Origin of the sequence: Nocardia wallacei, assembly GCF_029869545.1 — a bacterium.
Classification (GTDB): Bacteria; Actinomycetota; Actinomycetes; order Mycobacteriales; family Mycobacteriaceae; genus Nocardia; species Nocardia wallacei_A.
Window position 1 is genome coordinate 1 of sequence record NZ_JARWQD010000039.1, and the last position, 12,925, is coordinate 12,925.

The 12,925-nt window shown below is 71.3% G+C and carries 14 protein-coding genes; 5 read left to right on the top strand and 9 right to left on the bottom strand.

What is annotated here, in order from left to right; translation table 11 throughout:
- Positions 1 to 167 precede the first annotated feature (167 nt).
- The 3 genes from QH290_RS02105 to QH290_RS02115 all read right to left on the bottom strand — a co-directional run bounded on the left by QH290_RS02105 (position 168) and on the right by QH290_RS02115 (position 3,711).
- Positions 168 to 689 (bottom strand): MarR family winged helix-turn-helix transcriptional regulator, encoded by a 522-nt coding sequence (locus tag QH290_RS02105; RefSeq protein WP_280381816.1) that lies wholly within the window; start codon positions 687 to 689, stop codon positions 168 to 170.
- A gap of 5 nt (positions 690 to 694) precedes the next feature.
- Positions 695 to 2,479 carry an FUSC family protein gene (locus QH290_RS02110; RefSeq protein WP_280381817.1) on the bottom strand — a complete coding sequence of 595 codons (1,785 nt, stop codon included), beginning with the start codon at positions 2,477 to 2,479 and terminating at the stop codon, positions 695 to 697.
- 251 nt (positions 2,480 to 2,730) lie between these two features.
- Entirely contained in the window at positions 2,731 to 3,711 is a 981-nt protein-coding gene (locus QH290_RS02115; RefSeq protein ID WP_280268238.1) for an AraC family transcriptional regulator, read from the bottom strand.
- Between the two features lie 197 nt (positions 3,712 to 3,908).
- Between QH290_RS02115 and QH290_RS02120 the strand changes: the two genes are divergently transcribed.
- Positions 3,909 to 4,085 carry a hypothetical protein gene (locus tag QH290_RS02120; protein WP_280268241.1) on the top strand — a complete coding sequence of 59 codons (177 nt, stop codon included), beginning with the start codon at positions 3,909 to 3,911 and terminating at the stop codon, positions 4,083 to 4,085.
- 24 nt (positions 4,086 to 4,109) lie between these two features.
- Here QH290_RS02120 and QH290_RS02125 read toward each other — a convergent pair whose 3' ends face one another.
- From QH290_RS02125 to QH290_RS02150, 6 genes are all read right to left on the bottom strand, one after another.
- Positions 4,110 to 4,901 (bottom strand): aldose epimerase family protein, encoded by a 792-nt coding sequence (locus QH290_RS02125; RefSeq protein WP_280381819.1) that lies wholly within the window; start codon positions 4,899 to 4,901, stop codon positions 4,110 to 4,112.
- A gap of 161 nt (positions 4,902 to 5,062) precedes the next feature.
- Positions 5,063 to 5,659, bottom strand: coding sequence for a TetR/AcrR family transcriptional regulator (locus tag QH290_RS02130; protein ID WP_280381820.1), 597 nt, complete (start codon positions 5,657 to 5,659; stop codon positions 5,063 to 5,065).
- 53 nt (positions 5,660 to 5,712) lie between these two features.
- Positions 5,713 to 6,792: a divisome protein SepX/GlpR gene (gene sepX / locus QH290_RS02135; protein ID WP_280268235.1), complete on the bottom strand. Its 1,080-nt coding sequence runs from the start codon at positions 6,790 to 6,792 to the stop codon at positions 5,713 to 5,715.
- A gap of 229 nt (positions 6,793 to 7,021) precedes the next feature.
- Positions 7,022 to 7,672 (bottom strand): GNAT family N-acetyltransferase, encoded by a 651-nt coding sequence (locus tag QH290_RS02140; RefSeq protein ID WP_280381821.1) that lies wholly within the window; start codon positions 7,670 to 7,672, stop codon positions 7,022 to 7,024.
- A gap of 9 nt (positions 7,673 to 7,681) precedes the next feature.
- Positions 7,682 to 8,935 carry a molybdotransferase-like divisome protein Glp gene (glp, locus tag QH290_RS02145; protein WP_280268233.1) on the bottom strand — a complete coding sequence of 418 codons (1,254 nt, stop codon included), beginning with the start codon at positions 8,933 to 8,935 and terminating at the stop codon, positions 7,682 to 7,684.
- Positions 8,936 to 9,002: 67 nt separating this feature from the next.
- Entirely contained in the window at positions 9,003 to 9,947 is a 945-nt protein-coding gene (locus QH290_RS02150; protein WP_280381822.1) for a UTP--glucose-1-phosphate uridylyltransferase, read from the bottom strand.
- Positions 9,948 to 10,340: 393 nt separating this feature from the next.
- Here QH290_RS02150 and QH290_RS02155 point away from each other — a divergent pair, with 393 nt between their 5' ends.
- The 4 genes from QH290_RS02155 (at position 10,341) to mscL (ending at position 12,704) form a co-directional block, all read left to right on the top strand.
- Positions 10,341 to 10,949 (top strand): 5-formyltetrahydrofolate cyclo-ligase, encoded by a 609-nt coding sequence (locus QH290_RS02155; protein WP_280268231.1) that lies wholly within the window; start codon positions 10,341 to 10,343, stop codon positions 10,947 to 10,949.
- A 69-nt stretch (positions 10,950 to 11,018) separates the two neighbouring features.
- Positions 11,019 to 11,327 (top strand): FmdB family zinc ribbon protein, encoded by a 309-nt coding sequence (locus tag QH290_RS02160; RefSeq protein WP_280268230.1) that lies wholly within the window; start codon positions 11,019 to 11,021, stop codon positions 11,325 to 11,327.
- Between the two features lie 113 nt (positions 11,328 to 11,440).
- Positions 11,441 to 12,118, top strand: coding sequence for an SAF domain-containing protein (locus QH290_RS02165; protein WP_280381823.1), 678 nt, complete (start codon positions 11,441 to 11,443; stop codon positions 12,116 to 12,118).
- A 142-nt stretch (positions 12,119 to 12,260) separates the two neighbouring features.
- Positions 12,261 to 12,704, top strand: a complete 444-nt coding sequence (gene mscL / locus QH290_RS02170; protein WP_280268228.1) for a large conductance mechanosensitive channel protein MscL — start codon at positions 12,261 to 12,263, stop codon at positions 12,702 to 12,704.
- The last annotated feature ends 221 nt before the right edge of the window (positions 12,705 to 12,925 follow it).

Below are 12,925 nucleotides of genomic sequence, written 5' to 3' on the forward strand. Positions count from 1 at the left end.
CACACCGCCCCCCGGGGGGGGCATATTCCGGCTATCCCCACCTCCCGGGGGGTTAACCAACCCTATTCCCGCTTTCTCCCGCGCCCCCCGCGGGGGGACCGGGGGGGGGCGGCGCTGTCGTCAGAGGGACGAAGCCCGCACGACGTACGCAGGGGCCGGGAACAGGATCAGTGGTCCAAGCCCCCGAGCCGCCCCTCCAGCATCAGCAGCAGGTCGCCGAGTATCGCCGCGAGGTCCGCGCGCTCGTCCGCCGGAAGACCCGACAGCAGCGCGTGCTCATACGAAAGCTGTTGCGGCAGTATATGGTCCACCAGCTCCCGGCCCGCGTCGGTGAGGCCGAGATGGGCGACGCGGCGGTCGCGGCCGTCGATGCGACGGGTCACCAGGCCGCGATCCTCCAGTCCCCGAACGCGTTTGGTGACGGCGGCGGGTGAGGCGAAGGTCTCCCGCGCCAGGCGGCCCGGGGTCAGCTCGGCGCCGACCCGGCGCAACGCGCACAGGATGTCGAACTCCGGCCGGGTCAGCTCGGCACGCCCCAGCGGGGCATCGGTCACCTGCTGCAGCAGCGCCGCGCACCGATTGATGCGCCCGATGACCGCCATCGGTTCGGTATCGAGATCGGGATGCACGCTCGCCCACTGCCGCAACACCCCCGCCACCGCATCCTCGGACACCTTCCGCCCACCCACGCCCATCACACCACCACCGGTCGCGGCGTCAGCTCGGCGAGCAGGCGATGGCCGGTGCGCTCGGCCGCGACTACTCGCTCCTGGGGTATCGGGGCGCTCCACCACTCTCCCGATGCGGTGTCGGCGGCCTCGCGGAGTTCGATGAGGGCGGCCGCCAACTGTTCTCGCGCTCCGGCCCGGTCGTCCGGGGCGTGGGCCCGGGTCGTGGCGGCGTCGAGCGTGCGCAGCGCGGCATCGACCCGTCCCGTCACCCGCCGGTTGGGGATGGCGAAGCAGACCAGCATGCCGACCGCGGCGCCCACGCAGGTGTCGAGCCACCGGTCGGCGACCAGTTCCCGCGCCGGATGCCGGAGCGCGAACTCGGTCATCACGAGCGCCATCGGCGTGACGAAGATGGTGGCGAGCGCGTAGTTGCGGGAGATGGTCGCCTCCACCACCAGCTGGCAGACGAGCGCCACCACGACGAGCACGGCGGCGCCGCGCAGCAGCGGCACGAGCGCGGTGAACAGCAGCACGCCGCCGAGATTACCGACCACGCGCTGCACCGCCCGCTGCCACGTGAGCGCGGTATTCGCGACATACACGGCCGCGGCCGTCACCACCGCCCAGTACGGCCGGTCCACCCCCAGCGCCATCGAGGCCCACCCCGCGGCGGCACTCCCGATCGCGACCCGGGCCCCGATCGGGAACAACGGCGAAGACGGCGCGAAAGCCCTTGCCACCCGGCGCCATCCGCGCCCCCGGCGATCGGCGGCCCGCTCCACGGCCAGCCCCCGCACCTCCGCATCCTCGACCGCCACCCGACCCACCACCGGCACCGACCGCCCACCCCGCAGCGCCCGCGCCCACCCCTCCAACGCTTCGGCCCGGCCCGCCAACGGCCCCCCGCCCTGCGCGGCCATTCGATCCGACCGCTCCCCGGTCCACGAGCGTTCCCGCGACTCGGCCCGACCCGGACTCGGGGGCACAGGGCGTGGGCTTTCGGGGTGGAGGGGGTGGGTGGCGGCTGCCAGGGATTCGGCTCGGGCGACGAGATGGGCCAGGGCCTCGAGTTCGGCGGCGCGGGGCGGGGTGCGCGCGGGGACCAGGCGGAGCGCGTGCCAGGCGGCCTGTACGGACGCGGCGGTTTCGTAGCGCAGGCGGGTGGCGGGCGGGGCGTCGGACGGGGTCCGTAGCAGTCGCGCCGTCGATTCGAGTGCGCGGGCCACGGCGCGCCGCTCGGGGCCGTGCGGGCGGAACAGGCTGGGCGCCAGGCATATCAGCCACGCCAGCAGGCCTCCGGCGAGGACCAGCGTCAGATGCCACGGCAGATCGGTCAGGCGGTTCGGCAGGAATGCGGCGGTGGCGGTGACGAACGTCAGGATGACGTTGCCGGGCGGCCCGATCCGCGTGGCATCGCACACGACCTTGAACACCCCGGCGAGCAGCGCGATGACCGCCACCCGGACGGCCGCGGACTCGGTGAGCGCCGCGGTGGCCAGCGCGACACCGGTCCCGGCGACCATCCCGGCCACCAACCACGCCAGCGCTCGGGCCCGCGCCGCGTACGGCAACCCGTGGGCGTACAGCGCGCACAGCCCGCCCGCACAGGTGTAGAAGGCCAGTTCCAGGCGGCCGACGGCAAGCAGCACCACCTCCGGGACACCGATCGCGATCAGTGCGCTGAGCGCCGACCAGCGCCAGGTGTCGGCCACCGGCCGGAGCCGGAAGATCCCCCGCAGCGGCATCGCCCGGCGCAGGCGGTCATCGCGCACGGCCGGGTCGGGCTGGCGCCGAGCGGGGGAAGGCATGCCCGGAAGCTTAACAGATGTTTTACTTGGAAAACTTCGGTCACCGAACGACCGAAATACCGGCAAATCGGACATTCTCTCCATTACCCTGACACGGCAGCGACCCCATCCCAACGGACGCCGCCCGGCAACTGTGCCGAATCACAAGAATTGCGTAGGAAACCGCGGTCGAATTATTTTTTGTTCAACTATCAGGCGATTGATATGGCCCGTGGATTTCGCTGATTTCCATCCTAAGTTTTGCCCGCGAGCTACTTACGTAATACCGATTGCCGATACGCCCGCGGGCTCATACCGCGCCACCGCGTGAAGGCATGGGTGAAGTTCGCGGTTTCGGCATAGCCCAGGCGCCGTGCCACATCCTCGACCGTCGCCGACGTGCGCAGCAGCTCGGCCGCCTTGATCTCGCGCACGTTGTTGAGCAGGCCCCGGAACGTGACCCCCTCGTCGGCCAGCCGGCGCCGCAGCGTGCGCACCGTGACATGCAACTCCACCGCAACCTCGGCCATCGACGGCATCCGATCCGGATCGCTCAGCAGCCGCTCGCGCACCTTCGCCGTCAAACGCCAACCCGCTCCGAGCAATTGCCGGAACGCCTCCCGGCACTGCCGCTCCAGCGCCGACGCCGTCCGCGAATCCGCTTGTGGCATAGGCTGATCCAGGAACGACCGCGGCAGCACGACGAGATTTCTGGGCCGGTCGAAGGCGGTCGGGTAGCGGTCGAACGGGGTGATGGCCGACAGCTCGTCGCCGCGGTCCGCGGAGATCTGCATCTCGATGCCGAGGACCGGGATCTCCACATCGAGCAGCTCACCGGCCATGAAGACGAACGCCACCTCGCGCTCGACGAAGAACGCGCGCACATCCTCGGGGATCGCGTCGCCGTCGACCACGATCGCCACCTCGTCGCCGCGGTCCTCCAGGGAGTAGCGCGCCGCGACCGACACCAGGTCCTGGTAGCGGATGGTGATCCCGAGGACGTCCCCGACCGTGGCGCTGACCAGGGCGGCCAGGCCCACCATGCCACCGTTGCCGATGGTGGCGTGCCGGGCGGTCTGCACGCCCAGGCCGGGGAGGTCACCGAGGTGGCCGAGCAGATTCCGCGCCACCGCGAATTCCTGATCCGGCCAAATTTGCGCATTTTCGTCGGCGAGCTCCTCGGGGGTTATTCCGGTGCCCGCCAATAACACCGTTTCATCCAGCCCGTGCGCCTGTCCGACACTGACCATCATCCGCACACTGACGCTGCTGTGGGGTAGAACGCCGGGCGGACCACCAAAGGAAACCACTGTCCGAAATTACCAACATTCCGTCCCGTCGGCACATTCTTTCGGACAGAAACGCTGAATAGTCTCGATCACACCGGCGTCGGCGCACCCCACACGACGCCCCCTCCGGTGTTCCAGGGATCGAAGAAGAGGCCTCCGACGTGGACATGTTCAGTACCTGCTGGATCGAACCCCTCCAGCTCACCCCGCAAAAAGCCCACGCCATCATGCAGATGCACCTGTCCTGCCGGACCGAGGAGTGCCCGCGGCGCCGGGCGGCGGTCCGGACCCTGATCGAGGCCGGGCGCCTGGTTCCCGACTCCTCCCGCGTCCGGTGAGCCCGTGCGTCCGGCCCACTCTGCTCAGCCGAGCGGGCGCCAGCGCCAGGACATCTCGGCGATCAGCGGGGCATCCGGCGCGACCGCCCGCGGCGCGGTGTTCAGCCCGTTCGGCGGACCCGACTGCGGCTCGATGCACACCGTGTCGGTGGGGAGGTCGTACACCACCACCCACGGCAGCGGGCTGCGCACGGTCAGTTCGAGACTTTCCGGCCAGGTGAGCGTGACGAGCACACCGTCGGGCATGGCGAAGCAGTCGTCCCACGGCCCCGGCAGCGGGGCGATGCGGTTGCCGTCGGGCAGGTAGTCGGGGCCGCGCTCCTCCTGCCATGCCGGGTCGAAGTCGATCTCGACCGCGGCGCCGCCGGGTCGGAGGTGCCGCTCGAACCACGGATGCCAACCGGCCTGCGCCGGAAAGGAATCCGACGCCGATTCGACGCTCATGCGGAACACGGCCACCTCACCGGACAGCGCGAACGACTGGATCACACGGCCCGCGAACGGCCACGGTTCCCGAAGGTTCTGCGCGAGGGCGACCTCGGTCTCGGTGCGGCGCACCACCTCCCACGGGTGATCGCGGACCGTGCCGTGGATGGCGTGCGGTTCGGCGTTGCGGGGCAGCTGATAGGCGCGCCCGCCCCACCGCAGCACGCCGTCGCGCATCCGCCCACACCACGGGGCCATCGGGAAGCTGCCGAAGCGCGCGCCGGTCTTGAGCACCTCGAGCTCACCGACCCGGAAGCGCGCGATACGCCCGGTGGCCGCGTCGACCACCATGCGCGCCGCACCCGCGACCAACTCCACCTCGTCCGCCACCCTCGACTCCTCACTCACCACCGAGCCCCGGCAACCGCCCCAGCATGTCACACCCGCGCCCCTCCCCCGAGCACCCAACCACCGCCGCACCCCTTACGTGTTCCCGCACTACTTACGAGGGCCTGTAAGGGGTGCGGGAACACGTAGGGGGTGCGGGAAGGTCAGGGTGCGGTCCAGGCGGTGGTCCAGTTGCGGGCGATGCGGGTGGCGCGGGCGGTGGGCATGCGGTCGGGTTCGGTGAGGATCGCGATGGTCATGCCGTCCAGTAGGGCCAGGAGTTCGGCGGCGGCCTCGGTGGCGTCGGCGGAGCGCGCTGGGTTCGCCGCGGCGAGAGTGCGGGCGAGCAGGTCCTCGATGGCGCTCCACTGGCCGCGGTGCAGCGCGGCGATCTCCGGATCGTGGGCGGCGCGGGCCACCAGCGCGAGCCAGACCCGCGCGAGAACATCGTCGGGGCCGGGGGCGATGAGCAGGTCGACCAGGCGGTCCAGGCGCTCGCCCGGCGTCGGCTCCGGGGTGTACGAGGCCTCGAGGCGGCGCGCGGCCTCGTCGCGGACGTGCTCCCAGACTCGTTGCAGCAGGGCATTTTTCGTGGAGAAGTAGTACTGCACGGTGCCGATCGAGACGTGGGCGCGCGCGGCCAGCGTGCGGATGCTGACGCCCTCGATACCGTCCTCGGCGATCACCTCGGCCAGCCGGTCGAGCAGTTCGCGGCGCCGGTCCATCGCCCCGGCGCTCGGCACCGCCCTCCTGGCGCCCATCAGGCCGACTCCTCTCCCGCCGGTGGCCACCCGATCCTAGCGCCGGGGTGCCCCTATTCGCCTGCGGCGCGGCGGATTTCGCCGCCCGCCGCCCGATTGCGGGTGGCACGGGCGGCGGCCGCGTCGAAGGTCTCCAGGTAATCGAACGCGGCGTCCTCGTCGTCGACGTCCAACACGACCGCGCGACGGCGCAGCACGCGGGCGGCATCACGGTCGAGCGCCTCGCTCTCCCCGCGCATCGGCCCGGGCTCCGCGTCCTCGGGACGCCTGCGGCCCCGCGACAGGCGCGCGGCCCGGCGGCGACGGATCTCCTCCTCCATGCGCACCTGACGGCGCAGATAGACCAGGTAGGCACCGAGCAGCACGACCGACAGGGCGCATCCCCACCACAGCATCGGTGCCACGGCGAAGGCGAACGCGCCGCACATCAGTGCGCTCAGCGCCAGCCCGAGGGCGGTGCGCTGGCGGAATCGGTAGCGGGCGCGGCGGGCGATCGCATCGGACTCCGGGTCGTACCCGCCGCGACCGCGCCGGGTGGGCACGAAATCCTCGTCGCCGGAGTCGGATTCGTCGGCGTCGGGCAGCAGCGCCGGATCGGCCGCCGATCGGGCCGGAGGGATGCGGGCCATCGCCGGGGCCGGTCGCTCGTCGTCGAATTCGTCCTCGGCGGTGTCCTCGGCGTCGAGGTCGCCGGGTGCCGCGTCATCGATCTCGGCATCGTCCCGCGCGCCGTCGTCGGCGTCGCGATCGTCGGCCTCGGCGTCGTCGATCTCGGCGTCGAGGATCTCACTGTCGGTATCGGCCGTCACCGGCTCGTCCGGATCGCGGTCGCGGGCGGTCTCGTCGTCGCGCTCGGTGACGGTCTCATCGGCCGATGTCGTCATCCGATCCTCCGCATCATCGCCGTGGGAAAGCTTTCTGTGCACGCGGGTCGGCACCCAGTCCGGGTCGGACTCGTGCCCGGCCGCCGGTCCCTTCTTCATGCGCCGCTTGGTGCCGCCGCGGTGCAGCACCCGGGTGGCCAGAGCGGCATCCGTGGTGCGCCGGATGCGCGGATGCCGATCGGCGAGCATCGGGAACAGCACGAAGACCCAGAGCACGACCAGGCCGACCCACAAGATCGAATTCGGCATCGCGCTCGCACCTCCGTCCCCGCCTGGCTGGTATCCCTTCGACGGTATTCACCTCACCACCGGCGCAGCGCCCCGTCGCCGCGCCGGTCGCACCGCCGCCTCGTCGGGTCACTCCACCGGCTCCCTTCCGGTAGCGCAGGACGCACCACCGACGTCCGTAGGCTAGTGCCGCGCCACAGGAATATCCCGCAGGCGCGCCGCCCACACCCGCCACATCAGTAACAAGGGTTCAGGCCAGCGTCGCCCGACCTGCGCGAACGAGACGTTCGACCACGGTGTCCGAGACCTCCTCGGTGGTCATCGCCACCAGGAGGTGGTCGCGCCAGGACCCGTCCACGTCGAGGTAGCGGCGCAGCAGGCCCTCCTCGCGGAAGCCGACGTTGCGGAGCACGGCCTGGCTGGCCAGGTTCTCCGGGCGCACGGTCGCCTCCACGCGGTGCAGCCCCACCGGGCCGAAGCAGTGGTCCAGGCCCATTGCCAGCGCGGCGGTCGCCACGCCCTGCCCGCCGACATCCTTGGAGACCCAGTAGCCGATCCACGCCGAGCGCAGGGCGCCACGCACGATATTGCCGACGGTCAACTGGCCCGAGAATCGCCCCTCGACCTCGATCACCAGCGGAATCATCGCCCCGCGACGGGCCTCGGACTTCAGGCTCGACCACAGCGAGGGCCAGTTGGACGGATGGTTGCGGGCCTCCCACGAGCCGCGGCCGGTCGGCTCCCACGGCTCCAGATGGTCGCGGTCGCGGACCCGGATCCGCGCCCACGCGGCGGCATCACGCAACCGGATCGGACGCAGCGTGACCTGACCCGCGGCCACCCGCACCGGACCCAGATGGGCGGGCCAGCCCGGGTGCTGGGCGGCCCGGAACACATTCATGTCCACATTTCACCCGCGCTGGGCGAGGAAGGCGACCGGAACCTCGTCACCGGTGCGCACCTCGGTGACATCCGGCTCCAGCACGATCAGGCTGTTCGCCTCGGCCAGCGTGGACAGCAGATGCGACGAGCCGTTGCCGCCCAGCGGCTGCACGAGATACTCACCGGTCTGCTCGTCGCGCATGAGTTGCGCCCGCAGGTAGCCGCGCCGACCGGCCATCGACGCGATCGGCATGATGGTGCGCGCCCGCACGACCCGCCGCATCGGATGCCGCCGCCCCAGCGCGATCCGGATCAGCGGCCGCACCATCACCTCGAAAACCACCAGCGCGCCAACGGGATTCGACGGCAGCAGGAACGTCGGCACCTCGTCGCGTCCCAGCCGCCCGAAACCCTGCACCGAACCGGGATGCATGGCGACCCGGGCGATCTCCAGCTCCCCCAGGCCCGCCAGCGCCTCGCGAATCTGCTCGGAGGCCCAGCCGCCGACGGCGCCGGCGATCACCACGACCTCCGAGCGGACCAGCTGCCCCTCCACCACATCGCGCAGCCGCCGGGGGTCGGCGCTGACGATGCCCACCCGATTCACATCGGCGCCCGCATCGCGGGCCGCGGCCGCCAGCGCGTAGGAGTTCACGTCGTAGACCTGACCAGGACCGGGTGTGCGATCGATGTCGACCAGCTCCCCGCCGATCGAGATCACCGACAGCCGCGGCCGCGGATGCACCAGCACCTTGTCGCGACCCACCGCGGCCAGCAGCCCCACCTGGGCGGCCCCGATGATCGTGCCCGCCCGCACCGCGATATCGCCGGGCTGCACGTCGTCGCCGATGCGGCGCACGTAATCGCCCGACCGCACCGGCTCGTACACCTTGATCCGGGCCCGCCCGCCGTCGGTGAAGTCCAGCGGCAGCACCGCGTCGGCCAGCGTGGGCAGCGGCGCACCGGTATCCACCCGCACGGTCTGGCGCGGCTGCAACCGAATCGGCTGCCGCGAACCGGCGGCCACCTCGCCGACCACGGGCAGCGTCAGATCGATCGGCTCGCCGTCCTCGTCGCGGATGTCGGCACCGGCGCCCTGCACGTCCACGCTGCGTACCGCGTATCCATCGATCGCCGCCTGATCGAAGCCGGGTAGCGGCCGCTCGGTGACGACGTCCTCGGCACACAGCAGACCCTGGGCCTCGGAGATCGCGACCCGGACGGGCCGCGGGGCGACGGCCGCCGCGGTCACCTTGATCTGCTGGTCCTCAACCGAGCGCATGCAGCCCTTCCCTCATATGTCCGGCGTCCCTACCGACCCCGCACGACGAGTATCCGGGCTGCCCCCGTCACTCGGACGAGGTCAGCTGCGGATTCCAGTCGGGAGCGAGCCGACGCTCCAGCCACTCACGCAGCGCGGGGCCGTATTCGTCTCGCTCCAAAGCGAAATCGACCGCAGCACGAAGATAACCGCCCGGGTTGCCCAGGTCGTGGCGCGACCCACGGTGCACCACAACATGGACCGGGTGACCCTCGTCGATCAGCAGCGAGATCGCGTCGGTGAGTTGCAGCTCACCGCCCGCGCCGGGCTCGATCCGGCGCAGCGCGTCGAAGATCGCGCGGTCGAGCAGATAGCGGCCCGCCGCGGCGTAGGTCGAGGGCGCGTCGGCCAGTTCGGGCTTCTCCACCATGCCCTTGACGCGCAACACATTCGGATTCGCCGCATCGGGCACCGGCGCCACATCGAAGACGCCGTAGGCGCTCACCTGGTCCTTGGGCACGTCGATGGCGCACAGCACCGAGCCGCCGCGCTTGCGCCGCACCCGGGCCATCACCTCGAGCACACCGCTGGGCAGCACCAGATCGTCGGGCAGCAGGACGGCCAGCGCGTCCTCGTCCGCGTCGAGGGCCTGCTCGGCCTGGGCCACCGCATGCCCGAGCCCCAGCGGCTCCTCCTGCACCACCGATGTCACATCCAGCAGGCCGGGGGCCTTGCGCACCTTCTCGAGCAGGTGGAACTTGCCCCGCTCCGCGAGGGTGCTCTCCAGCATCAGGTCCTCGACGAAATGCGCGACCACGCCGTCCTTACCGGGCGAGGTCACGATCACCAGACGACCGGCGCCCGAGTCGGCGGCCTCGGCGGCGACCAGCTCGATGCCGGGCGTGTCCACCACCGGCAGCAACTCCTTCGGCACCGTCTTGGTCGCGGGCAGGAATCGTGTCCCGAGTCCGGCCGCGGGCACCACCGCCGTGCGGAAACAGGGCTGCGCGGCATCCGTTCCGGCGTCTCTCATAAGGCACTCCATCTGCAGTCGTCGGCCGGTGCGGCTTCGCAGCGGCCTCGCGTCCCCGAGAGCCTAAGGGGCAATACGGTCGGGAGCGCGCCGAACCACGTGCGCGGGATCCACGGTCGAGACGCGGTCGTACCGACGGGAGCCGACGGACGGCCGCCGTGGTCGCACGCGCACCACGCCGGGCTTCCGCGCATCGAGCAACCTCCGCCGCCGTCCGCGGCGTCCGAGGTTGGTTGGGTTAATACCCGCCGACCTGCGGCGAAAACATTTCTCGCCGCGAACCGGGCGGTACGTCACATTTGCCCGGCCGGGCCCGGGATCACGGAATCCGGTCGAAGCCGCGGCATTCGGGCTGGTGGCGACGCCCGGCACGGGCCACTTAAGGTGACCGGTGTGCACGAACCCGGTCCGTGGGACAAGCAGGCGTGGCGCACAGAATTGCTGGCGCGGCGCGCGGCGGTGGAACCGGCTGTGCGCGAGGCGGAGTCGGCCGCGCTCGCCGCCGCCGTCGCGCACGTGGCCACGCGATGGCGCGGACCCGAGTGGATCGCCGGGTACGTCCCGATCCGCGGCGAGCCCGGTTCGACGGCGATGCTCGACGCGCTGCGTGCCGCCGGAGCCCGCGTCCTGCTGCCCGTGACCGGACCGCCGGGGCCCCTGGACTGGGCCGAGTACACCGGCGCGGACTCGCTGCGCCCTGCCCGCTTCGGGCTGTTGGAGCCCACCGGAGCCCGAATGTCGCCCGCCGCAATCGAATCGGCCCGGGTGATCCTGATCCCGGCGCTCGGCGTGGACCGGCGGGGCGTGCGGCTGGGCCGCGGCGCCGGCTACTACGACCGCACGCTGCCCGCGGCCGACCCCGCCGCCGCGCTGATCGCGATCGTGCGAGACGATGAGCTGGTACGACGGCTGCCGGAGGAACCGCACGATCGACGCATGGGCTGGGCGCTGACACCCGGCGGCGGTCTGGTGCGGCTGGGCGACCGGCCGGACGGGAATTAATGTCGAATTGGCTATGTTGGCACTGTCGGCTGTAGAGTGCTAAGCGGCAGAGACTGTGGAGGTTCGCAAGTGCCTACTTACTCGTATCAGTGCACCCAGTGTGGCGATAAGTTCGACATCGTCCAGTCGTTCTCCGACGATGCCCTGACCACCTGCGAGAAGTGCAGCGGTAAGTTGCGCAAGCTGTTCAACTCGGTCGGCATCGTCTTCAAGGGCAGCGGCTTCTACCGCACCGACAGCCGCAACGGCTCGTCGACCGCGAGCGAACCGGCCAAGGCCAAGGAGTCGTCCTCGTCCGGCTCGGAGTCGTCGAACGGCTCCTCCTCCACGTCCAGCAGCTCCAGCTCCAGCTCCGCCACCACCGGTTCGGCCGCCTGAGCCGACGCCGCCAGGCGGGCGAGTTGTGCACAGCCGCGCGGTTATCCACAGCCCGGTGCTGACCAGCCGATTCCCGGCGGGGTAGGTCGCTCGGCGGCCGTAGCCTGCCGGTCATGAAGCAATCGCGAACCGACGCAGACCTCGGCCGCGGACCGCGCTGGGATCCGGCTCGATATCGGCCCGCGTGGGCCGACGCCACCCTGGCGCGCCGCCTGCTCGCCGCGGCCCTCGCGGTGCTCGCGGGCGTGCTGTTCCTGCGCGGCGATCCCCGAGCCCAGCAGGTGGAGGTGGCCGTCGCGGCCCGCGATCTGGCCCCCGGCCGCATCCTGGGCAGCGACGATCTACGCCTCGCCCCACGCCCGGCGGCCACCCTGCCCACCGGGGCCGTCCGCGAACTCAGGCCCGTACTGGGAGCGACCGCGACCGGCGCCGTGCGCGCGGGTGAGATCCTCACCGACCTGCGCGTGGTCGGGCCGCGCCTGGCCGCGGTCGCCGCCGGGACACCCGAGGCGCGCATCGTGCCGATTCGCCTGGCGGACAACGCCGTTGCCGATATTCTCCGCGCCGGGGACCGGGTCGACGTGGTCGCGGCCGAGGAATCCGCCGACGGCGCCCACGGCACCGGGCCGCCGCGCACGCTGGCAGTCGACGCCGCGGTCGTCCTGATAGCGGGCGCCGGGAAGCCGCGGGGAACCGAGGAGCGCACCGTGCTGGTCGCGCTGGACGCCGCCCGTGCCGCGGCGGTCGCCGCCGCCTCGCTGCGCACCGCGCTGACCGTCGTCTTCCACTAGTTGACCAAGATCGCCGAACATTTGCTTCGAAACTCGGCTAGCATCCGAGTTACCCCAACCGAAACCAGTCATCCACCGCGTCCAACGCCGCTACCAGCCCTTATTCAGATCCGTGGGGCGCGGTGATGAGACAGGAGCCGCAATGCTGAAGGGTTTCAAGGAATTCCTGCTGCGCGGGAATGTGATCGACTTGGCGGTTGCGGTGGTGATGGGCACCGCCTTCGTCGCGATCGTCACCGCATTCACCAACGGCATCATCAATCCGCTGCTGGCGATCTTCGGCGACAGTGGCGAGGAACTGGGCTGGGGCGTCCAGCTGGTGGCCGACAAGCCCGCCACCTTCATCGCGATCGGCCCGATCGTCACCGCGGCGCTCAACTTCCTGATCATCGCGGCGATTCTCTACTTCGTCCTGGTGATGCCCGCCGCCCAGGCCAAGAAGCGGTGGGGCGCCGCCTCCAAGGATGAGGCCAACGAACTCGAACTGCTGCGCGAGATCCGCGACCTGCTCGCCGAGAACAGCAGGAGCGCAGGTGGCAGGCATGAATCCCGAGCACAGCAGAGCCTGAACGAGACCGAGTTCTGACTACGAACGAGCCACGAACGCACGGATGGGCCCGGCGCCCCAGGCGCCCGGCCCCCCCCGCAATTACCCGCCGGCTCCGCCCCCGCGGAAAGGGTGGCCCCCCACCCGCACCCCCCTTCCTCTTGCCCACCCTCCTCCGCCCGCCCCCCCCCCCCCCCCCGCCGCCGCGCGCCGCGGCGCCCCCGGCCCCCCCCCCCCACCGCGATATGACGCTCCGGCTC